Annotated in this window: 21 protein-coding genes and 1 pseudogene; all 22 read left to right on the forward strand. The window is 62.2% G+C overall.

Annotated features, from left to right (window positions below; genetic code table 11):
• Positions 1-78: 78 nt before the first annotated feature.
• Complete coding sequence (locus tag BLP99_RS00210) at positions 79-1,554, forward strand: sigma-54 dependent transcriptional regulator (protein WP_072389509.1); 1,476 nt, start codon at positions 79-81, stop codon at positions 1,552-1,554.
• 134 nt (positions 1,555-1,688) lie between these two features.
• Complete coding sequence (locus BLP99_RS00215; RefSeq protein ID WP_172834668.1) at positions 1,689-2,879, forward strand: sensor histidine kinase; 1,191 nt, start codon at positions 1,689-1,691, stop codon at positions 2,877-2,879.
• 4 nt (positions 2,880-2,883) lie between these two features.
• The gene (gene fleR, locus BLP99_RS00220; RefSeq protein WP_072458138.1) at positions 2,884-4,278 is read left to right on the forward strand and encodes a sigma-54-dependent response regulator transcription factor FleR; all 1,395 of its coding nucleotides are present in this window, start codon (positions 2,884-2,886) and stop codon (positions 4,276-4,278) included.
• A 230-nt stretch (positions 4,279-4,508) separates the two neighbouring features.
• Positions 4,509-4,835, forward strand: coding sequence for a flagellar hook-basal body complex protein FliE (gene fliE, locus BLP99_RS00225; protein WP_072389504.1), 327 nt, complete (start codon positions 4,509-4,511; stop codon positions 4,833-4,835).
• A 16-nt stretch (positions 4,836-4,851) separates the two neighbouring features.
• On the forward strand, positions 4,852-6,636 hold the full coding sequence (gene fliF, locus BLP99_RS00230) for a flagellar basal-body MS-ring/collar protein FliF (RefSeq protein WP_072389502.1): 1,785 nt from the start codon (positions 4,852-4,854) through the stop codon (positions 6,634-6,636).
• On the forward strand, positions 6,629-7,648 hold the full coding sequence (gene fliG, locus BLP99_RS00235; RefSeq protein ID WP_053154943.1) for a flagellar motor switch protein FliG: 1,020 nt from the start codon (positions 6,629-6,631) through the stop codon (positions 7,646-7,648). The genes fliF and fliG overlap by 8 nt, the downstream gene beginning before the upstream one ends.
• Positions 7,649-7,655: 7 nt before the next feature.
• Positions 7,656-8,486, forward strand: a complete 831-nt coding sequence (fliH, locus tag BLP99_RS00240) for a flagellar assembly protein FliH (RefSeq protein ID WP_092179474.1) — start codon at positions 7,656-7,658, stop codon at positions 8,484-8,486.
• Positions 8,476-9,834: a flagellar protein export ATPase FliI gene (fliI, locus tag BLP99_RS00245; RefSeq protein ID WP_053154947.1), complete on the forward strand. Its 1,359-nt coding sequence runs from the start codon at positions 8,476-8,478 to the stop codon at positions 9,832-9,834. The genes fliH and fliI overlap by 11 nt, the downstream gene beginning before the upstream one ends.
• 6 nt (positions 9,835-9,840) lie before the next feature.
• Positions 9,841-10,290 (forward strand): flagellar export protein FliJ, encoded by a 450-nt coding sequence (gene fliJ / locus BLP99_RS00250; protein WP_053154949.1) that lies wholly within the window; start codon positions 9,841-9,843, stop codon positions 10,288-10,290.
• A gap of 103 nt (positions 10,291-10,393) precedes the next feature.
• A pseudogene (locus BLP99_RS00255) lies at positions 10,394-10,693 on the forward strand (STAS domain-containing protein); the annotation flags it as partial.
• Positions 10,694-10,795: 102 nt separating this feature from the next.
• Positions 10,796-12,502 (forward strand): ATP-binding SpoIIE family protein phosphatase, encoded by a 1,707-nt coding sequence (locus BLP99_RS00260; protein WP_072389498.1) that lies wholly within the window; start codon positions 10,796-10,798, stop codon positions 12,500-12,502.
• A 31-nt stretch (positions 12,503-12,533) separates the two neighbouring features.
• Entirely contained in the window at positions 12,534-12,878 is a 345-nt protein-coding gene (locus BLP99_RS00265) for an Hpt domain-containing protein (protein WP_042731736.1), read from the forward strand.
• A 98-nt stretch (positions 12,879-12,976) separates the two neighbouring features.
• On the forward strand, positions 12,977-14,350 hold the full coding sequence (locus tag BLP99_RS00270) for a flagellar hook-length control protein FliK (protein WP_092179477.1): 1,374 nt from the start codon (positions 12,977-12,979) through the stop codon (positions 14,348-14,350).
• 198 nt (positions 14,351-14,548) lie between these two features.
• Complete coding sequence (fliL, locus tag BLP99_RS00275) at positions 14,549-15,052, forward strand: flagellar basal body-associated protein FliL (protein ID WP_053154955.1); 504 nt, start codon at positions 14,549-14,551, stop codon at positions 15,050-15,052.
• A gap of 9 nt (positions 15,053-15,061) precedes the next feature.
• Positions 15,062-16,030 carry a flagellar motor switch protein FliM gene (gene fliM, locus BLP99_RS00280; RefSeq protein ID WP_072389494.1) on the forward strand — a complete coding sequence of 323 codons (969 nt, stop codon included), beginning with the start codon at positions 15,062-15,064 and terminating at the stop codon, positions 16,028-16,030.
• Between the two features lie 65 nt (positions 16,031-16,095).
• Complete coding sequence (fliN, locus tag BLP99_RS00285; RefSeq protein ID WP_072389492.1) at positions 16,096-16,554, forward strand: flagellar motor switch protein FliN; 459 nt, start codon at positions 16,096-16,098, stop codon at positions 16,552-16,554.
• A gap of 27 nt (positions 16,555-16,581) precedes the next feature.
• Positions 16,582-16,989, forward strand: a complete 408-nt coding sequence (gene fliO / locus BLP99_RS00290) for a flagellar biosynthetic protein FliO (protein ID WP_092179770.1) — start codon at positions 16,582-16,584, stop codon at positions 16,987-16,989.
• Positions 16,989-17,738: a flagellar type III secretion system pore protein FliP gene (gene fliP, locus BLP99_RS00295; protein WP_072389488.1), complete on the forward strand. Its 750-nt coding sequence runs from the start codon at positions 16,989-16,991 to the stop codon at positions 17,736-17,738. The genes fliO and fliP overlap by 1 nt, the downstream gene beginning before the upstream one ends.
• A gap of 23 nt (positions 17,739-17,761) precedes the next feature.
• The gene (gene fliQ, locus BLP99_RS00300; protein ID WP_003184009.1) at positions 17,762-18,031 is read left to right on the forward strand and encodes a flagellar biosynthesis protein FliQ; all 270 of its coding nucleotides are present in this window, start codon (positions 17,762-17,764) and stop codon (positions 18,029-18,031) included.
• Between the two features lie 10 nt (positions 18,032-18,041).
• A complete protein-coding gene (fliR, locus tag BLP99_RS00305) occupies positions 18,042-18,818 on the forward strand; it encodes a flagellar biosynthetic protein FliR (RefSeq protein ID WP_371128577.1) in 777 nt (258 codons plus the stop codon).
• Between the two features lie 3 nt (positions 18,819-18,821).
• Positions 18,822-19,958, forward strand: coding sequence for a flagellar biosynthesis protein FlhB (flhB, locus tag BLP99_RS00310; protein WP_072389484.1), 1,137 nt, complete (start codon positions 18,822-18,824; stop codon positions 19,956-19,958).
• 230 nt (positions 19,959-20,188) lie between these two features.
• Positions 20,189-22,318 (forward strand): flagellar biosynthesis protein FlhA, encoded by a 2,130-nt coding sequence (gene flhA / locus BLP99_RS00315; RefSeq protein WP_072389482.1) that lies wholly within the window; start codon positions 20,189-20,191, stop codon positions 22,316-22,318.
• The last annotated feature ends 8 nt before the right edge of the window (positions 22,319-22,326 follow it).

Genomic DNA, 22,326 nt, shown 5'->3' on the forward strand with positions numbered 1-22,326 from the left:
ACAGGCACGACAAGTCTGCAAGCGTCTAGCTTGCCCCCTAATTCCGGGCACTGAGTTGACTAGGGAAGTTGCTATTGCATGTGGCGTGAAACCAAAATTCTCCTGATCGATGACGATAGCGTTCGCCGCCGCGACCTGGCGGTGATCCTGAATTTTCTTGGCGAAGAAAATTTACCCTGCGGAAGCCATGACTGGCAGCAGGCAGTCGGCTCTTTGTCGTCCAGTCGTGAAGTCATTTGTGTCCTTATCGGGACCGTAAATGCTCCCGCAACTCTTTTGGGCTTGCTAAAGACACTCTCAACCTGGGATGAGTTCCTTCCGGTTTTGTTAATGGGCGAAAATTCTTCCCTTGACTTGCCAGAGGACCAGCGTCGCCGAGTGCTTTCCACCCTGGAAATGCCGCCCAGCTACAGCAAGTTGCTCGATTCGCTGCACCGGGCCCAGGTCTATCGCGAGATGTATGACCAGGCTCGCGAGCGCGGCAGGCATCGTGAACCCAACCTGTTCCGCAGCCTTGTCGGTACCAGCCGGGCGATCCAGCATGTTCGCCAGATGATGCAGCAGGTGGCCGACACCGACGCCAGCGTATTGATCCTCGGCGAGTCCGGCACCGGCAAGGAAGTGGTCGCGCGCAACCTGCATTACCATTCCAAGCGTCGCGAGGCGCCATTCGTGCCAGTCAACTGCGGCGCGATCCCGGCCGAGTTGCTGGAAAGCGAACTGTTCGGCCATGAGAAGGGCGCTTTCACCGGGGCGATCACCAGCCGGGCCGGGCGTTTCGAGCTTGCCAATGGCGGCACCCTGTTCCTCGACGAGATCGGCGACATGCCCTTGCCGATGCAGGTCAAGCTGCTGCGGGTCCTGCAGGAGCGTACTTTCGAGCGAGTGGGCAGCAACAAGACCCAGAGCGTCGACGTACGCATCATCGCCGCGACCCACAAGAACCTCGAGAGCATGATCGAGGTGGGCAGTTTCCGTGAGGATCTCTACTATCGCCTCAATGTGTTTCCCATCGAGATGGCGCCGTTGCGTGAGCGGGTCGAAGACATCCCGTTGCTGATGAACGAGCTGATTTCGCGCATGGAGCACGAGAAGCGCGGTTCGATCCGTTTCAATTCGGCGGCGATCATGTCCCTGTGTCGCCATGGCTGGCCGGGCAACGTCCGTGAGCTGGCCAACCTGGTGGAACGCATGGCGATCATGCATCCCTATGGCGTCATTGGGGTGGCCGAGCTGCCCAAGAAGTTCCGCTACGTCGACGACGAAGACGAGCAAATGGTCGACAGCCTGCGCAGCGACCTGGAAGAGCGGGTGGTGATCAACGGCCACACGCCGGATTTCACCGCCAATGCCCTACTGCCGCCGGAGGGCCTGGATCTCAAGGATTACCTCGGAGGCCTGGAGCAGGGGCTTATCCAGCAGGCGCTGGACGACGCCAACGGCATCGTGGCCCGTGCGGCGGAACGCTTGCGCATTCGCCGCACCACCCTGGTGGAAAAGATGCGCAAGTACGGCATGAGCCGTCGCGAAGGAGACGAACAGGCGGATGATTGACGCCTGTTTTGCAACCGCCTGATTTTCAGGCGGTTTTTTTTCGGCACGGGTATTGCTAAAGCTCTCTCAACGTTCCGTTTAACTGACGGTCAGCCAAGCGAGAGAGCCCGATGAGCCAAGCCGCCCACGTTCAGATGTCTTCGGTCCCCGATGCGGGGGGCATGCCGTCCGCCGAGCAGGCAAGCCGGCTTGGGCTCGAGCAGGCGTTTTCGCTGTTCAATCAGGTGTCCAGCCAACTGACCGATTCCTACAGCCTCCTCGAAGCCCGGGTCACCGAGCTCAAGGGGGAGTTGGCGGTGGTCAGCGCCCAGCGCATGCAAGAGCTGGCGGAAAAAGAGCGTCTGGCCAACCGGCTGCAGAACCTGCTCGACCTTCTGCCTGGCGGCGTCATTGTCATCGATGCCCAGGGTTTCGTCCGCGAAGCCAACCCGGCGGCTTGCGAGCTGCTCGGGCTGCCCCTTGAGGGCGAGTTGTGGCGACACGTCATTGCCCGCTGCTTCGCGCCTCGTGAAGACGACGGTCATGAAGTTTCCCTCAAGGATGGTCGCCGCTTGTCCATTTCGACCCGTTCGCTGGACGCCGAGCCCGGGCAGTTGGTGCTGCTCAACGACCTGACTGAAACCCGTCACCTGCAAGACCAGTTGGCGCGCCATGAGCGGTTGTCCTCCCTGGGGCGCATGGTGGCGTCGCTGGCTCATCAGATCCGTACGCCATTGTCCGCCGCCCTGTTGTACGCCAGTCATTTGACCGAGCAACCCCTGTCGGTGGAAACCCAGCAGCGCTTTGCCGGACGTTTGAAAGAGCGCCTGCACGAGCTGGAGCATCAGGTGCGGGACATGCTGGTCTTCGCCCGCGGCGAGTTGCCATTGACCGACCGGGTAACCCCGAAGGCGCTGTTGCAATCCCTGCAGGCCGCGGCATTGACCCATGTGCGGGACCTGCCGATCCGCTGGCAGTGTGATAGCCATGCCGGTGAGGTGCTGTGTAACCGTGACACCTTGGTGGGGGCGGTGTTGAACCTCATCGAAAATGCGATCCAGGCCGGCGGCGAGCACGTGCGTCTCAAGGTTCACCTCTACACCCGGGCCGAGACCCTGCGTCTGTGTGTCAGCGACAGCGGCAGCGGTATCGAGCCGGCTGTGCTGGCTCGCCTCGGCGAGCCGTTCTTCACCACCAAGGCCACCGGCACCGGCCTGGGCCTGACCGTGGTCAAGGCCGTGGCCCGTGCCCATCAGGGAGAATTGAAATTGCAGTCGCGACTGGGGCGTGGGACCTGTGCAACGGTGCTCCTGCCGTTGTTCTCCAGTTCGCCACAGGTGGAGTGAAGTGATGGCGATCAAGGTGTTACTGGTAGAGGACGACCGGGCCCTGCGCGAAGCGCTGGCCGACACGCTGGTGCTGGCCGGGCATGATTATGTTGCCGTTGGCTCGGCAGAGGACGCGCTGCTGGCCGTGGCTCGGGAAACCTTCAACCTGGTGGTCAGTGATGTGAACATGCCGGGCATGGATGGTCACCAGTTGCTCGGGCTGTTACGTGCCCGCCATCCACAATTGCCGGTGTTGCTGATGACCGCCCACGGTGCGGTGGAGCGAGCGGTGGACGCCATGCGCCAGGGCGCAGCGGATTACCTGGTCAAGCCATTCGAACCCAAGGCGCTGCTGGATCTGGTGGCGCGCCATGCGCTGGGTGTCCCGCTCGTCGAAGGCGAAGGGCCGGTGGCGTTCGAGCCGGCCAGTGCGCAACTGCTGGAATTGGCCGCGCGAGTGGCGCGTAGCGATTCCACTGTGTTGATTTCCGGTGAGTCCGGCACCGGCAAGGAGGTCCTGGCGCGCTATATCCATCAGCAATCCCGGCGCGCCAACGAACCGTTCATTGCCATCAACTGCGCGGCGATTCCCGACAACATGCTCGAAGCGACCCTGTTCGGTCACGAAAAGGGCTCGTTCACCGGGGCCATTGCGGCCCAGGCCGGCAAATTCGAGCAGGCCGATGGCGGCACCATTCTGCTCGACGAGATTTCCGAAATGCCCCTGGGGCTGCAAGCCAAGCTGTTGCGGGTGCTGCAGGAGCGGGAAGTGGAGCGGGTCGGTGGGCGCAAGCCCATCCACCTGGATATCCGCGTGGTGGCGACCACCAACCGAGACCTGGCCGGCGAAGTGGCGGCGGGTCGTTTTCGGGAAGACCTTTACTACCGCCTGTCGGTATTTCCCCTGGCCTGGCGTCCATTGCGCGAGCGCACTGCCGATATCCTGCCGCTGGCCGAGCGGTTGTTGGCCCGGCACGTCAATAAAATGAAGCATGCGGCCGCCAGGTTGTCGCCGGCGGCGCAGGCCTGCCTGGTTGCCTACCCTTGGCCCGGAAATGTCCGGGAGCTGGATAACGCGATCCAGCGAGCCTTGATCCTGCAGCAGGGCGGCTTGATCCAGCCTGAGGATTTCTGCCTGGCCGGCCCGGTGGCCTGTGCCCCATTGCCGGTCGCTTCGCAGGCGCCGGTGGCGGCATTCGTACCGGCGGCGGAAGTCGAGGGCGAGTCGGCTGGGGCCTTGGGCGATGACCTGCGGCGGCGCGAGTTCCAGATGATCATCGACACCCTGCGTGCCGAGCGTGGCCGGCGCAAGGAGGCGGCGGAACGTCTGGGCATCAGCCCGCGCACCTTGCGCTACAAGCTGGCGCAGATGCGTGACGCGGGGATGGACGTAGAGGCCTACCTGTTCGCCAGTTGAATTTGAGTTGAACCCTGTGGGAACGAGCCTGCGCGCGACGACCATGGTCTCGCGACGAGGACGTTGACCGACACACCGCTATCGCCAGCAGGCGCGCTTGCACAGGTGCCTCGAAGGAGCGGCGCGCGCATTTGTTTATGACGGCCACGGAGCTGGCACCCTTGTTGCTAACACCTGTATACCCGCTGAGTAAGTGTCAAAAAAATGCGGGCCGCCAGAGAGAGTAGACCATGAGCCAAGGTATTGAATTTAATCGATTGATGCTGGACATGCGGGCCATGCAGATGGACGCCATGGCACAGCCCAAGTCGGTCGCGGTCCCCCAGGTGGGTGGCAGCAGCTTTTCCGACATGCTCGGTCAGGCCGTCAATAAAGTGAACGATACCCAGCAGGCGTCTAGTCAACTGGCCAGTGCTTTTGAAATTGGCAAAAGTGGCGTCGACCTGACTGATGTAATGATCTCTTCGCAGAAAGCCTCTGTCTCGTTTCAGGCATTGACCCAGGTTCGCAACAAACTGGTTCAGGCCTATCAAGACATCATGCAGATGCCGGTCTAAAGGAAACTATTGAGTCATGGCAGAAGCAGTCGTTGATAACGTTCCGGCCAAGACCCCTGCACCAGACGGCAAACCGCCGCTGTTCGGGCTGTCTTTCCTGGAAAACCTCTCCGAGATGACCATGCTGCGTCAGGTTGGCCTGTTGGTCGGCCTGGCTGCCAGCGTGGCGATTGGTTTCGCCGTGGTGCTGTGGTCCCAGCAGCCGGACTACCGTCCTTTGTACGGCAGCCTGGAAGGCATGGACGCCAAGCAAGTCATGGAGACCCTGGCTTCCGCAGACATTCCCTATACCGTCGAGCCCAATTCCGGTGCCCTGCTGGTCAAGGCCGACGACGTAGCGCGTGCGCGCCTCAAGCTCGCCGCCGCCGGCGTGACGCCCAGCGACGGCAATATCGGCTTCGAGATCCTCGACAAGGATCAGGGCCTGGGCACCAGCCAGTTCATGGAAGCGACCCGTTATCGTCGCGGCCTGGAAGGCGAGCTGGCGCGTACCATTTCCAGCCTGAACAACGTCAAGGGTGCCCGTGTGCACCTGGCGATCCCGAAAAGCTCGGTATTCGTGCGCGACGAGCGCAAGCCCAGTGCTTCGGTACTGGTCGAGTTGTACCCGGGCCGCGCGCTCGAGCCTGGCCAGGTCCTGGCGATCGTCAATCTGGTGGCGACCAGCGTTCCTGAATTGAGCAAGTCGCAGATCACCGTGGTCGACCAGAAGGGCAACCTGCTGTCCGACCAGGTGGAAAACTCCGAACTGACCATGGCCGGCAAGCAGTTCGACTACAGCCGTCGCATGGAAGGCATGCTGACCCAGCGTGTGCATAACATCCTGCAGCCGATCCTGGGCAATGACCGCTACAAGGCCGAAGTGTCGGCCGATGTGGACTTCAGCGCCGTCGAGTCGACGTCCGAGCAGTTCAACCCCGATCAACCGGCCTTGCGCAGTGAGCAGTCGGTGACTGAGCAGCGCACCGCCAGCAATGGCCCCCAAGGCGTGCCCGGTGCCCTGAGCAACCAGCCGCCATCGCCTGCCAGCGCGCCGCAGACCACTGGTGGTGCCGCCGGGGCTGCCGGTATGGTGCAGCCAGGCCAGCCGCTGGTAGATGCCAACGGCCAGCAGATCATGGATCCGGCCACCGGCCAGCCGATGCTCGCGCCGTACCCGGCTGACAAGCGCCAGCAATCGACCAAGAACTTCGAGCTGGACCGTTCCATCAGCCACACCAAGCAACAGCAAGGGCGTTTGAACCGCCTGTCGGTGGCAGTGGTGGTGGACGATCAGGTCAAGGTCAACCCGGCGAACGGCGAAACCACCCGTGCGCCCTGGAGCGCCGACGAATTGGCGCGCTTTACCCGCCTGGTACAGGACGCCGTGGGTTTCGACGCCAGCCGTGGCGACAGCGTCAGCGTGATCAACGTGCCGTTCTCCTCCGAGCGCGGAGAAGTGATCGCCGATATTCCGTTTTATTCGCAACCCTGGTTCTGGGATGTGGTCAAGCAAGTATTGGGCGTGCTGTTCATCCTGGTGCTGGTCTTCGGGGTGCTGCGTCCGGTACTCAACAACATCACCAATGGCGGCAGGAACAAGCAACTGGCCGGCCTGGGTGATGTAGAGCTGGGAGGCATGGGTGGCCTGGATGGCGAATTGGCCAACGATCGCGTCAGCCTCGGTGGGCCGCAGAGCATTCTGTTGCCAAGCCCGAGCGAAGGCTATGACGCACAGTTGAACGCCATCAAGAGTCTGGTGGCAGAAGATCCGGGTCGTGTGGCCCAGGTCGTGAAAGAGTGGATTAACGCAGATGAGTGATAATCGAGCCGCCGTTGCCAAATTGTCCCGGGTCGACAAAGCCGCGATCCTGCTGCTGTCCCTGGGGTCGACCGATGCCGCCCAGGTGCTGCGCCACATGGGGCCCAAGGAGGTCCAGCGTGTGGGGGTGGCCATGGCGCAGATGGGTAACGTGCACCGTGAGCAGGTCGAGCAGGTCATGAGCGAGTTCGTCGACATCGTCGGCGACCAGACCAGCCTGGGCGTCGGCTCCGATGACTACGTGCGCAAGATGCTCACCCAGGCCCTGGGCGAGGACAAGGCCAATGGCTTGATCGACCGGATCCTGCTGGGGGGCAACACCAGTGGCCTGGACAGCCTCAAGTGGATGGAGCCGCGGGCCGTGGCGGACGTGATCCGTTACGAGCACCCGCAGATCCAGGCGATCGTGGTGGCCTACCTCGATCCCGACCAGGCGGGCGAAGTGCTCGGCAATTTCGATCACAAGGCGCGGCTGGACATCATCCTGCGGGTGTCTTCGCTCAACACCGTGCAGCCGGCGGCGCTGAAGGAACTGAACCAGATACTCGAGAAGCAGTTCTCGGGCAATTCCAATGCCTCGCGCACCACCCTGGGTGGCATCAAGCGTGCGGCGGATATCATGAACTTCCTCGACAGTTCGATCGAGGGCCAACTGATGGACTCGATCCGCGAGTTCGACGAAGACCTGTCCGGTCAGATCGAAGACCTCATGTTCGTGTTCAACAACCTGGCCGATGTCGACGACCGCGGTATCCAGGCGCTGTTGCGCGAAGTGTCCTCCGATGTGCTGGTACTGGCCCTCAAGGGGTCGGACGAAGGCGTCAAGGAGAAGATCTTCAAGAACATGTCCAAACGGGCGGCCGAACTGTTGCGCGACGACCTGGAGGCCAAGGGCCCGGTGCGCGTCAGCGATGTGGAAACCGCACAGAAGGAAATCCTCACCATCGCCCGTCGCATGGCCGAAGCCGGAGAAATCGTGCTCGGTGGCAAGGGCGGCGAAGAGATGATCTAAGGTCGTTATGTCTGCCAAGAGTGATGATGCACCCAGCGACCTGATCCGCGCCCGGGATGTCGGTGGTTTCGACGTCTGGTCGCTGCCCAGCTTCGACCCTCATGTGCCGGAGCCTGAGCCCGAGCCGGTGGAGGAGCTGCCGGAAATCGAGGAAGTGCCGCTGGAGGAAGTCCAGCCGCTGACCCTGGAGGAAGTGGAAGGCATTCGCCAGGAAGCCTACAACGAAGGTTTCGCCATCGGTGAGAAGGAAGGCTTCCACAGCACGTCCATCAAGGTCCGCCAGGAAGCCGAAACGGCGTTGACGGCCAAGCTCCAGGCGCTGGAGACACTGATGCTCAACCTGTTCGAGCCCATCGCCGAGCAGGATACGCAGATCGAAAAATCCCTGGTGGGGTTGGTGCAACACATCACCAGGCAAGTGATCCAGCGCGAACTGGCCATCGATTCGAGCCAGATCGAACATGTCATGCGCGAGGCCCTCAAGCTGTTGCCATTGGGCGTGGGCAACGTGCGCCTATACATCAATCCCCAGGATTTCGCCTTGGTCAAAGCTCTGCGCGAGCGTCACGAGGAAACGTGGCGCATCGTCGAGGACGAAGCCTTGCTGCCGGGTGGATGCCGGGTGGAAACCGAACACAGTCGCATCGATGCCACTGTCGAAACCCGCATCCAGCAAGCCATGGCCAAGCTCTTCGACCAGTTGCACGAACAGGCCCTGCATCCGGCCGCTGCCGACCTTAGCGTGGAATTGCCGGACGAGCCCAGGGGCGCCGTCAGTGCCGGCCTGGATGCCGCCGAAGTGATCGCTACCGAACCGGATGCTCGCGATGCGCCTTGAAAGAACCAGCTTCGGCAAGCGCCTGGGCAGCTACGCCGAGGCCACCGAACTGGCCGGCCAGCCGATCCTGGAAGGACGTCTGTTGCGCATGGTCGGCCTGACCCTGGAGGCCGAAGGCCTGCGTGCCGCCATGGGCAGCCGCTGCCTGGTCATCAATGACGACACCTACCATCCGGTGCAGGTCGAAGCCGAAGTCATGGGCTTTTCCGGCAGCAAGGTCTTTCTGATGCCGGTGGGCAGCGTGGCGGGCATCGCGCCCGGTGCGCGGGTAGTGCCCCTGGCCGATACCGGCCGGCTGCCCATGGGCATGAGCATGCTCGGGCGCGTGCTGGATGGTGCCGGCCGTGCCCTGGACGGCAAGGGCGGCATGAAGGCCGAGGACTGGGTGCCGATGGACGGTCCGACGATCAACCCGCTCAAGCGCGACCCCATCAGCGTACCGCTGGACGTGGGCATTCGCTGCATCAACGGTTTATTGACGGTAGGGCGCGGCCAGCGTCTGGGGCTTTTCGCCGGTACGGGGGTGGGCAAGAGTGTGCTGCTGGGCATGATGACCCGCTTCACCGAAGCCGACATCATCGTGGTGGGGCTGATCGGCGAACGGGGTCGTGAGGTGAAGGAATTCATCGAGCACATCCTCGGCGAGGAAGGCCTCAAGCGCTCCGTCGTGGTGGCCTCGCCGGCGGACGACGCGCCGCTGATGCGCCTGCGGGCCGCCATGTATTGCACCCGCATCGCCGAATATTTCCGCGACAAGGGCAAGAATGTCCTGTTGCTGATGGACTCGTTGACCCGTTTCGCCCAGGCCCAGCGGGAAATCGCCCTGGCCATCGGCGAGCCGCCGGCCACCAAGGGCTATCCGCCATCGGTGTTCGCCAAGCTTCCCAAGCTGGTGGAGCGCGCCGGTAATGCCGAGAAGGGCGGCGGCTCGATCACGGCGTTCTATACCGTGCTGTCCGAAGGCGACGACCAGCAGGACCCCATCGCCGACTCGGCGCGGGGGGTGCTGGACGGCCACATCGTGCTGTCCCGGCGCCTGGCGGAGGAGGGGCATTACCCGGCCATCGATATCGAGGCGTCCATCAGTCGGGTCATGCCATCGGTCATCAGCGCCGAACACCTCAAGCGCGCCCAGCAATTCAAGCAATACTGGTCGCGCTACCAGCAGAGCCGCGATCTGATCAGTGTGGGGGCCTACGTACCCGGGGGCGATCGCGAGACCGACACCGCCATCAATCTCTATCCAGCCATGGCGGTCTACCTGCGCCAGAGCCTGAACGACAACATCGGCATGGGCGCCAGCGAAGCGCACCTGCAGACCATCTTCGCCCCGGTTTCCGGCGGATAACCGATCATGGCCACGAGTCGTGCGGCGCGCCTGGCGCCCGTGGTGGACATGGCGGAAAAGGCCGAGAAGACCGCGGTCCAGCGGTTGGCGTATTTCCAGGGCCAGGTGGCCGTTGCCGAAAGCAAGCTGGCCGACCTGGAGAATTTCCGCCTGGAATATCAGGAACAATGGATCGCCCGTGGCAGCCACGGCGTTTCCGGCCAGTGGTTATTGGGCTATCAGGGGTTTCTCGCGCAGTTGGGGACGGCCATCGACCAGCAGCGCCAGAGCCTGGTCTGGCACCAGAACAACCTGGAGAAGGCGCGCCAGAGTTGGCAGGAGGCTTTCGCCCGCGTCGAAGGGCTGCGCAAACTGGTGCAGCGTTACATCGATGAGGCGCGACAGTTGGAAGACAAACGCGAGCAGAAGCTGCTGGATGAGCTGTCCCAGCGCCTGCCGCGCCAGGATCCGTTTTGACCGGGGCACTGGAATTTAGAGGGCGGGGCGATCCAAGGCCTTGCTCAGTCCTCTACCAGGTGCTACACCTTGTACACGTATGTCCATGACAGGGAAGCCTACTATGTCAGTCGTTACAGAAGTATCCGACGATGGGAAGAAACTGACGATTTCGATCAAGGGTCGTTTCGATTTCGGGCGGCACCAGGAATTTCGTGAATCTTACGAAAAGTTCCACAAGAAGCCCGAAACCTACGTCGTGGACCTGAAAGACACCACCTATCTCGACAGCTCCGCTTTGGGCATGTTGCTCCTGCTGCGTGATTACGCCGGGGGTGAAGACGCCGATGTGAGCGTCACCAACTGCGGTGCGGATGTGCGCAAGATTCTTGCGATCTCCAATTTCGACAAGCTGTTCGATATCGACGGCCCGAAGGAGGACAAGTCGGCGGCGAAAGATGATGGCGCGCAGAACGGCCACGCTCACCAGGACAAGTTCCATCTGGGCAAAGCCTGATCACCCGCCATGTTGTCCGATCTGGAGTCGCTGACGGTCCTGATTGCCGAGGACAGTGCCGCTGATCGGCTGCTGTTGTCCACCATTGTCCGTCGCCAGGGGCATCATGTGCTCACTGCAGCCGATGGTGCCGAGGCAGTGGAGGTGTACCAGCAGCAGCGTCCGCACCTGGTGCTGATGGACGCGATGATGCCCGTCATGGACGGGTTCGAGGCCGCGCAGAAGATCAAGCAGTTGGCCGGCGAGCAGCTGGTTCCGATCATCTTCCTCACGTCATTGACCGAAAGCGAGGCCTTGGCTCGTTGCCTGGAGGCCGGTGGCGACGATTTCCTGGCAAAACCCTATAACCAGGTGATCCTGGCCGCCAAGATCAAGGCGATGGATCGGTTGCGGCGTTTGCAGGCTACCGTCGTTGAGCAGCGCGACCAGATCGCCCGGCACCACGATTACCTGCTCAACGAACAGCGGGTCGCCAAGGCCGTGTTCGACAAGATCGCCCACTCCGGCTGTCTCAGCGCTCCGAACATCCGTTACCTGCAATCACCTTATGCCTTGTTCAACGGCGATCTGCTGCTGGCCGCGTTCAATCCGGCCGGCGACATGCATGTCCTGCTGGGGGATTTCACCGGCCACGGCCTGCCGGCGGCAGTCGGCGCGATGCCGCTGGCGGAGGTGTTCTACGGCATGACTGCCAAGGGCTACGGCCTGGCGCAGATCCTGCGGGAAATGAACGCCAAGCTCAAACGCATCCTGCCGGTCGACATGTTCTGCTGCGCGACGCTGTTGTGCCTGAGTTTCCAACGCGGCACGGTGGAAATCTGGAACGGCGGCATGCCCGACGGCTACCTGCATGACAGCCTCAGCGGGGCGCGCAAGCCATTGCCGGCGCGCCACCTGCCGTTGGGCGTGCTCACGCCACAGTTATTCGATGACCGTACCGAAGTGCATCCGATGGCGGTAGGGGATCGGGTATTCCTGCTGTCGGATGGCGTCATCGATACCAGTAACGAGGATGACGAACTGTTTGGCGTGGATCGGCTGCAGGCGGTCTTCGCCGCCAACCGCGAGCCGGACAGTCTTTTCGAAGACATCCAGCAGGCGCTGCGGGATTTTCGCGGCGAGGCCCGCGATGACTTCAGCATGGTGGAGGTGCGGATGGTGGCGCCGGCGCAACTCAACCCGCCGCCACCGGTCTATTCCGATAGCGGCCAGTCCAGCCCGCTGGACTGGTCGGTGAGCTTCGAGTTCCGGGCGCAGACGCTCAGGCGGTTCAATCCCATGCCGTACCTGTTGCAACTGTTGCTTGAAGTTCATGGGCTCAGGGCCCAGAGCGGTGCGCTCTACAGCGTACTCTCGGAGTTGTATTCCAACGCCCTGGAACATGGCGTGCTGGGGCTGGATTCGAGTATCAAGCGTGACGCGTCGGGTTTTGCGCGTTATTACACGGAGCGCAACTCACGCCTGGAAGAATTGAGTGACGGTCACATCCGGGTACACTTGCATATCACCCCTCATGGTGAGGGTGGCCGCCTGGTGATCGAGGTCGAAGACAGCGGCGAGGGCTTCGATGTCGCCCAGGTGCTGGCGCGACCTCTGGACTGCGACAGGCTGTCAGGGCGCGGTGTGAGCCTGGTACGGCAGTTGAGCCATCAGGCCCGTTGGTCAGACGATGGTCGTAGTGTCCGCGTGGAGTTTTTCTGGGAGGCTCTGGCATAATCCGCGCCATTCTTGATCAAGGAGCGAACAAGTGAGTGAGATTCATCTGGACCGCGATGTGCTCAGCACATTGAAGGAAGTCATGGAGGAAGGGTATCTGGAACTGCTAGACACCTTTCTCAACGATTCCGAGGCGCGCCTTCGCGTGCTGCACGAGGCTCGTGACGCTGAAAAACTGAGCGCCACGGCCCACAGCTTCAAGGGCAGCAGCAGCAACATGGGGGCCATCCGCCTGGCTGAGCTGTGCGGCGAGCTGGAGCAGCGTGCCAAGCAGCCCTCGCTGGGTGGCATCGAGAAGCTGGTCAGCGAGATCGACAGCGAATTTGCCCATGTTCGAAACCTCTGCAGGGAAGAGCGCGAAGGTTTCCACTGCTGAGCATGACCGACCGATTTCCAGCCTCTGCGGCGTTGGCCCGCCCCTTGCATTGACTTGTCTCGACTGTACCTATGATTTCAGTGCAGCGGAGACTTTTTATGCCCGTTACGCCCAATACACTGCTGCAGGCCACCACCCAGGCCAAGCCCCAGACCGCCGTCAATTCACCGGCAGCGGCCCCGGAGCCAGGAAATAGAGCCTTCAGCTTCGCGCAGGTCTTCGCCAAGCAGGCCCCCGTCAAATCACCGTCGGTACCTGAACCTTCGATGAAGCCGGTGCGCGACAAGACGCCCGACAACACCGTCAAGAAAGACGCCGGCAACGAAACGGCTGCCGCGCCAGAACCGACCGTTGCCGATAGCGGCAAACCCTTGCCCACCGACAAACCGGTCACCGCCGACGACCAGCAGGCCAGCGAGGAGCGCGACGATACGGCTGAAGCGCCCGTGGCCGAGGCTCCGCTTGTCGATCCGACACTGGACCCCGCCTTGCTGCCGGAGACTGCCGCATCGGTCGTGACCGTGGACGTTGCACCCACGCCGGTGGACGTTTGCTCCGCACCTCAGGTTGTCGCGGCGGTGGCGGCACCGGTTGCGCCCCTAGTGACGCCGGCCAAGGCTGAGGCTCCAGTGGTGGACCCGGAGTTCGATCCACAGGCTGACCCCCTCGATGCCCTGCCGGCGCTGCGCCTGGCAATGGAGCAGAGCGGCCATGTTTCCGCCGCCAGCCAGTCCAAGGCAGCCGCTACGGCGCCGCTCGAAGCCGAACAGACGTCCACGTCGGCCCAGACATTCGCCGCCGGCATGGCCAATATGCTCAGCGTCCAGGCTGACCAGGACAGCACCGGTCCGGGAAGCCAGGGCGGCGACAAGGCCTTCAGCGGCCTGATCAGCGAAGGGCTCAAGGATCTGGGGGGCGCTTCCAGCGATACCCGGGTGGATGATTTCGCCAACCGCCTGGCGGCGCTGACCCAGGCCGCCACGCCCAAGACTGCCAACGCGGTGCCGGTCAACCAGCCAATCGCCATGAACCAGAGCGGCTGGACCGAAGAGATCGTCAACCGGGTCATGTACCTGTCGAGCGCCAATCTCAAGGCGGCGGACATCCAGTTGCAGCCAGCCGAACTCGGACGCCTGGATATCCGGGTGAACATGATCCCGGACCAGCAGACCCAGGTTACCTTCATGAGCGCTCACTCCGGTGTGCGCGAAGCCCTCGAAGGCCAGATGCACCGCCTGCGCGACAGCTTCGCCCAGCAGGGCATGGGCCAGGTCGACGTCAACGTGTCCGATCAATCCCGTGGCTCCCAGAACCCGGACCAGCAGGCGCAGCAGCAGGCCCAGGCCGGGCGCGCTTCGTCGACTGGCGCGCGCCTGGACTCCGGGGATGAAAACCTGCCGGCCGGCGTCGCCGAGGTGGCCACCAGCACCACCACCGTCATCGGTACCAGCGCCGTGGATTACTACGCCTGACCAGGCAAACAGACCCTGTGGGAGCGAGCCAGCTCGCCATGACTGTGGACCAGTCACCGATACGAGGTGACCGAGACTCCGTTATGGCGAGCAGGCTCGCTCCCACAGTGCTTTGTGCTCCCGACATGTTCTGGCATAACACTTGCTCCTGCCTTGCCATGCAACCGTAAACCCCCCGATTAGTGACGGATTATTGGCATGGCGAAGAGCGAAGCAGCAGCTGTAAAAGACCCTGCGACCAAAGGCAAACTCAAGATGATCATCCTGATCGTCGTGGGGCTGCTGCTGGCGATCGGTGTATCCGTGGGGGCGACCTGGTATTTCATGCACAACGCTCAAAGCAAGCCTGCGCCCGTGGCCGAAGCGGCACCGGTCGGCAAGCAGCCGGCGATTTTCGAGCCCATGGCGCCTGCGTTCGTGGCCAACTACACCCAGAACGGCCGTCAGCGCTACATGCAGGTCAGCATCACCCTGCTGGGTCGCAACCAGGCCGACCTGGAAGCCTTGCGGGTGCACATGCCGCTGATCCGCAATAACCTGGTGATGCTGTTTTCCGGACAGAACTTCGACACCCTGGCCACCCCTGTCGGCCAGGAAATGCTGCGTCAGAAAGCCACGGCCAGCGTGCAGGAAGTGGCACAGAAAGAACTCGGCAAAGTGGTGATCGAACAGTTGCTCTTCACTAACTTCGTATTGCAGTAGGAACACGACATGGCCGTGCAGGACCTGTTGTCCCAGGACGAAATCGATGCGCTGTTGCATGGTGTCGACGACGGCCTGGTGCAAACCGAAACCGCTACTGAACCGGGCAGCGTCAAAAGCTACGACCTGACCAGCCAGGATCGCATCGTTCGCGGACGCATGCCGACCCTGGAGATGATCAACGAGCGCTTTGCCCGATACACCCGTATCAGCATGTTCAACATGCTGCGCCGTTCGGCCGACGTGGCCGTCGGCGGCGTGCAGGTGATGAAATTCGGTGAGTACGTGCATTCGCTGTACGTGCCCACCAGCCTGAACCTGGTCAAGATCAAGCCGTTGCGCGGCACCGCGCTGTTCATCCTGGATGCCAAGCTGGTGTTCAAGCTGGTGGACAATTTCTTCGGCGGAGATGGTCGTCACGCCAAGATCGAAGGGCGTGAATTCACCCCCACCGAGCTGCGAGTGGTGCGTATGGTGCTGGAGCAGGCCTTCATCGACCTGAAGGAGGCCTGGCAGGCGATCATGGAAGTGAACTTCGAGTACATCAACTCGGAAGTGAACCCGGCCATGGCCAACATCGTCGGCCCGAGCGAGGCCATCGTGGTGTCGACTTTCCATATCGAGCTCGATGGCGGTGGAGGTGACCTGCACGTGACCATGCCGTATTCGATGATCGAGCCGGTGCGCGAGATGCTCGACGCCGGTTTCCAGTCGGACCTCGACGACCAGGACGAGCGCTGGATCAATGCCCTGCGCCAGGACGTGCTGGACGTGGACGTGCCGATTGGCGCGACCGTCGCGCGGCGTCAACTGCGCCTGCGGGACATCCTGCACATGCAGCCGGGGGACATCATCCCCGTCGAGATGCCGGAAGACATGATCATGCGTGCCAACGGCGTACCGGCCTTCAAGGTCAAGATGGGCTCTCACAAAGGCAACCTCGCGTTGCAAGTGATCGAGCCGATCGAACGCCGCTGAGCAGTGTCGAAACTTTTTAGCGGATTTTACGTTTCTAACTGATTTTTGCCCGCCGAGGACAAACGATGGCTAACGATATGAACAACCAGGACGACCAGGCGCTGGCCGACGAATGGGCCGCTGCCCTGGAAGAAGCTGGCGAAAGCGGACAGGCCGACATCGACGCCTTGCTGGCAGCCGACACCGGCGCCGCTGCGTCCAACCGCCTGCCCATGGAAGAGTTCGGCAGCGTGCCCAAGAGCCACGAGCCCGTGACGCTGGACGGTCCGAACCTGGACGTGATTCTCGATATCCCGGTGTCGATTTCCATGGAAGTGGGCAGCACCGACATCAACATCCGCAACCTGCTGCAGCTCAACCAGGGTTCGGTGATCGAGTTGGACCGCCTGGCCGGCGAGCCCCTGGACGTGCTGGTCAACGGCACCCTGATCGCCCATGGCGAAGTGGTGGTGGTCAACGAGAAGTTCGGCATCCGCCTGACGGACGTGATCAGCCCGAGCGAACGCATCAAGAAGCTGCGCTGAGTGAAGGGGTTTATCGCAGCGGCCCTCATGCTGCCCTTCAGCGTGCTGGCGGCCGAACCGGCGGCGACCACCACGGCCACGGCGTCCGGCAGCAGTATGGCCGGGCAATTGGCGCAGCTGGTGCTGGGCCTGTTGCTGGTGCTGGGGCTGATCTTTTTCCTCGCCTGGTTGCTGCGCCGCGTGCAACAGGCGGGGCCGGCCGGCAAGGGCCAGGTCATCGATATCGTCGGCTCGCGCGCTCTTGGCCCGCGGGACCGGCTGGTGCTGGTGCAGGTGGGCAACGAGCAGATCCTGCTGGGCCTGAGCCCTGGCACGATCACCGCGTTGCACGTGCTCAAGGAGCCGGTGCAGGTGCCGTCCACCGAGCAGGCCACTCCCGAATTTGCCCAGCGCCTCATGGAACTGCTGGGTAAAGACCAGAAGGATAAGAAGTAATGCCGTTGCGCATTCTGTTGACGCTGGCGCTGATGCTGGCCGCGCCGTTGGCGTTCGCCGCCGATCCGTTGTCGATCCCGGCGATCACCCTGGGGACCAACGCAGAAGGGGCCCAGGAATACTCGGTCAGCCTGCAGATCCTGCTGATCATGACTGCGCTGAGCTTCATCCCGGCGTTCGTCATGCTGATGACCAGCTTTACCCGGATCATCATTGTCTTTTCCATCCTGCGCCAGGCCCTGGGCTTGCAGCAGACGCCGTCGAACCAGATCCTCACCGGCATGGCGCTGTTCCTGACCATGTTCATCATGGCCCCGGTGTTCGATCGGGTGAACCAGGATGCGCTGCAGCCTTACCTGGCGGAGAAGATCACTGCCCAGGACGCCGTGGCCAAGGCCGAGGTGCCGGTCAAGGATTTCATGCTGGCGCAAACCCGCAGCAGCGACCTGGAGCTGTTCATGCGCCTGTCCAAGCGCACCGACATCGCCAGCCCCGACCAGGCGCCGCTGACCATCCTGGTGCCGGCGTTCGTGACCTCCGAGCTCAAGACCGCATTCCAGATCGGCTTCATGATTTTCATCCCGTTCCTGATCATTGACCTGGTAGTCGCCAGTATCCTCATGGCCATGGGCATGATGATGCTGTCGCCGCTGATCATTTCCCTGCCGTTCAAGATCATGCTGTTCGTCCTGGTGGATGGCTGGGCATTGATCATCGGCACCCTGGCGGGCAGTTTCGGCGGTGTTTAGACCCCTTGCGCGAGTAGGACGATATGACGCCTGAAGTAGCGGTAGACCTGTTCCGCGAGGCTCTCTGGCTGACCACCATGATGGTTGCCATCCTGGTCATCCCCAGCCTGTTGGTGGGGCTGCTGGTGGCCATGTTCCAGGCCGCCACCCAGATCAACGAGCAGACCCTGAGCTTCCTGCCACGCCTGCTGGTCATGCTGGTGACGCTGATTGTCGCCGGTCCCTGGCTGGTGCAAACCTTCATGGAATACATCCTGCAGTTGTACGGCAGTATTCCGCAGTTGATCGGTTGACCCGATGTCGATGCTCGCACTGACGGACACCCAGATCAGTACCTGGGTGGCGTCGTTCATCCTGCCGCTGTTTCGCGTGACCGCCGTGTTGATGAGCATGCCGGTCTTCGGCACGACCCTGGTGCCGACCCGCGTGCGCCTGTATTTCGCCCTGGCGATCACGGTAGTCATCGTGCCCGGGCTGCCGCCGATGCCCCCGGTCAATGCCCTGGACCTCAGTGCGCTGATGCTGGTGGCCGAACAGATCCTCATCGGAGTCCTGATGGGGTTTTCGCTGCAGTTGTTTTTCCAGGCGTTCGTGGTGGCGGGGCAGATCATTTCGATCCAGATGGGCATGGCCTTCGCTTCCATGATCGACCCCACCAACGGCGTCAACACGGCCGTCATCGGGCAGCTCCTGACCATGCTGGTGACCCTGCTGTTCCTCTCCATGAACGGACACCTGGTGGTTTTCGAAGTCATGACCGAGAGTTTCACCACGTTGCCGGTGGGCAGCGCGATGCTGGTCAATCATTTCTGGGACGTCGCCGGCAAGCTCGGCTGGGTCCTGGGGGCGGCGATGCTGCTGGTATTGCCGGCGATCACTGCGCTGCTGGTGGTCAACATCGCGTTTGGCGTGATGACCCGGGCGGCGCCGCAGTTGAACATTTTTTCCATCGGTTTCCCGCTGACCCTGGTGCTGGGCATGGTGATTTTCTGGGTCAGCCTGGGGGATATTCTCAACCAGTACCAGCCGCTGGCCACCCAGGCCTTGCAGTTGCTGCGTGACATGGCACAGGCGCGCTGAACCATGGCCGAGAGCGAAAGCGGTCAGGACAAGACAGAAGACCCCACGGAGAAACGCCGTAGAGAGTCCCGTGAAAAGGGCGAGATCGCGCGCTCCAAGGAGCTCAATACCCTTGCGATCATGCTCGCCGGCGCTGGCGGCCTGCTGATTTACGGGGGCGGCCTGGCTCTGGATCTGTTGGAAATCATGCGCCTGAATTTTTCCTTGCCCCGGGAGGTGCTGCTGAGCCCCGGCGCGATGGCGCAGTACCTGTTGCATTCCGGCAAGATCGCCATCCTGGCGATTCAGCCAGTCCTGATTTTTTTGTTGCTGGCAGCCTTCATCGGTCCGATTTCCCTGGGCGGATGGCTATTCGCCGCCGGGAGCCTGGCCCCCAAGTTCAGTCGGATGAATCCGGCGGCCGGCCTCAAGCGCATGTTTTCCACCACGGCACTGATGGAGCTGCTCAAGGCATTCGGCAAGTTCCTGTTGGTCCTGTCCGTTGCATTGGTGGTATTGCAGGCCGATATCGACGACGTGCTGCGCATCGCCCATGAACCACTGGAGCAGGCCATTATCCATAGCGTGCAACTGGTGGGCTGGAGCACGTTGTGGATGGCCTGTGGCTTGATCCTGATCGCCGCTATCGATGTGCCGATCCAGCTCTATCAGAGCAAGCAGAAACTGATGATGACCAAGCAGGAGGTGCGCGACGAGTACAAGGACTCGGAGGGCAAGCCGGAGGTCAAGCAGCGGATTCGCCAGTTGCAGCGCGAGGTATCCCAGCGGCGGATGATGGCGGCAATCCCGGAAGCCGACGTGGTCATTACCAACCCGACCCACTATGCCGTGGCGCTCAAATACGATCCTGACAAAGGCAACGCCCCGGTATTGCTGGCCAAGGGCAGTGACTTCCTGGCATTGAAGATCCGTGAAATCGCCGTGGCCAATGAAGTGATGCTGCTCGAATCTCCGGCGCTGGCACGTTCCATTTACTACTCCACCGAACTCGACCAGGAAATCCCCGGTGGCCTGTATCTGGCGGTGGCCCAGGTACTGGCCTACGTCTATCAGATCCGTCAGCACCGCGCCGGCAAGGGCAAGCGTCCCGAGCCGCTCAAGGACCTGCCGATCCCGCCGGACCTGCGCCGCGATTCCTGAGCCATGAACCCGCCCCCTGTGGGGGGCGAGCCTGCTCGCGAACGCGATGCTCCATTCGACCATCGGATGCGCCTGACAAATCGCAGTCGCGGGCAGGCTCGCTGCCACCGCGTGCATTCGTTTCGCCCGCTCTGTTTCGGCTGTCGGCAAAAGTTGGAAGGCTTCTTGCAATACCCCGTCTGCGCCCGCTCTGGGCGTCAAAAGTTTGCTTCACGGAACGGGGAATATCGGTGGATCGCTCTCAGTTACTCAGCACCGCGCGCAGCAACGTCGTAGACCTCAGCCGGGGCAATCTGGGCGTGCCGCTGTTGCTGCTGGTCATGCTGGCCATGATGATGCTGCCGGTACCACCGTTCCTGCTGGACGTGTTCTTCACGTTCAACATCGCTTTGTCCATCGTCGTACTGCTGGTGTGCGTGTATGCCTTGCGCCCACTGGATTTCGCGGTCTTCCCCACCATCCTGCTGGTGGCCACGCTGTTGCGCCTGGCGCTGAACGTGGCGTCCACTCGCGTGGTCATGCTCCACGGCCAGGAAGGTCACGCCGCTGCCGGTAAGGTGATCCAGGCCTTCGGTGAGGTGGTGATTGGTGGCAACTACGTGGTCGGTATCGTGGTGTTCGCCATCCTCATGATCATCAACTTCGTGGTGGTGACCAAGGGTGCCGGGCGGATTTCGGAGGTGAGCGCGCGCTTTACCCTCGATGCGATGCCAGGCAAGCAGATGGCGATCGATGCCGACCTCAACGCCGGTCTGATCGACCAGAGCCAGGCCAAGGCACGCCGCCTTGAAGTGGCCCAGGAAGCCGAGTTCTACGGCTCCATGGACGGTGCGAGCAAGTTCGTGCGCGGTGACGCCATCGCCGGCTTGCTGATCCTCTTCATCAACCTGATCGGCGGCATGGCGGTCGGTATCTTCCAGCACAACATGAGTTTCGGCGATGCGGGCAAGGTCTATGCCTTGCTGACCATCGGTGACGGTTTGGTGGCGCAATTGCCATCACTGTTGTTATCCACAGCCGCGGCGATCATGGTGACCCGTGCCTCGGGCTCCGAAGACATGGGCAAGCAGATCGGCCGGCAGATGTTCGCCTCGCCCAAGGCCCTGGCCGTGGCCGCCGGCCTGATGGCGGTGATGGGCCTGGTGCCGGGCATGCCGCACGTTTCCTTCCTGACCATGGCTGCCGTGGCCGCGGGCGGCGCCTATCTGTTCTGGAAGAAACAGAACGAGCAGAAGGTCCAGGCCCTGCAGGAGGTCAAGCGCCAGCAGGAATTGCTGCCATCGCCGGCCCGTGCCATGGAAACCAAGGAGCTGGGCTGGGACGACGTGACCCCCATCGACATGATCGGCCTGGAAGTCGGTTACCGCCTGATCCCGCTGGTCGACCGCAACCAGGGCGGCCAGTTGCTGGCACGGATCAAGGGCGTGCGCAAGAAGCTGTCCCAGGACCTGGGTTTCCTGATGCCCACCGTGCATATCCGTGACAACCTCGACCTGGCCCCAAGCGCCTATCGCCTGACCTTGATGGGGGTGATCCTGGCGGAAGCCGAGATCTATCCGGACCGCGAATTGGCCATCAACCCGGGGCAGGTCTATGGTTCGCTCAACGGCATCACCGCCAAGGATCCGGCTTTCGGTCTCGAGGCGGTGTGGATCGAAATCAGCCAGCGAGCCCAGGCCCAGTCCCTCGGCTACACCGTGGTGGACGCCAGTACCGTGGTCGCGACCCATTTGAACCAGATTCTGTACAAGCACTCCAGCGAGCTGATTGGCCACGAGGAAGTCCAGCAATTGCTGCAGGTACTGGCCAAGGGCTCTCCGAAACTGGCCGAAGAGCTGGTGCCTGGCGTGGTTTCGTTGTCTCAGTTGCTCAAGGTGCTGCAAGCGCTGCTGGCCGAACAGGTACCGGTTCGCGACATTCGCAGCATTGCCGAAGCGATCGCCAACAACGCTTCCAAGAGTCAAGATACCGCCGCCCTGGTGGCTGCAGTGCGGGTCGGCGTGTCCCGTGCAATCGTCCAAAGCATTGTAGGTACTGAGTCCGAGCTGCCTGTGATCACTCTGGAGCCAAGGTTGGAACAGATATTGCTCAATAGTCTTCAGAAGGCAGGACAAGGCTCGGAAGAGGGTGTTCTGCTGGAGCCAAGCATGGCCGAGAAGCTGCAGCGTTCGTTGATCGAGGCAGCCCAGCGGCAGGAAATGCAAGGTCAACCGGTGATCCTGCTGGTGGCAGGTCCGATTCGCGCGATGCTCTCGCGCTTCGGCCGCCTCGCAGTCCCGGGCCTGCATGTGCTGGCTTACCAGGAAATACCGGACAACAAGCAAGTGACCATTGTTGCGACAGTAGGGCCCAACGGCTGAGGTAGTGG

It is taken from the genome of Pseudomonas sp. NFACC32-1, from assembly GCF_900101215.1.
Taxonomy (GTDB): Bacteria; Pseudomonadota; Gammaproteobacteria; order Pseudomonadales; family Pseudomonadaceae; genus Aquipseudomonas.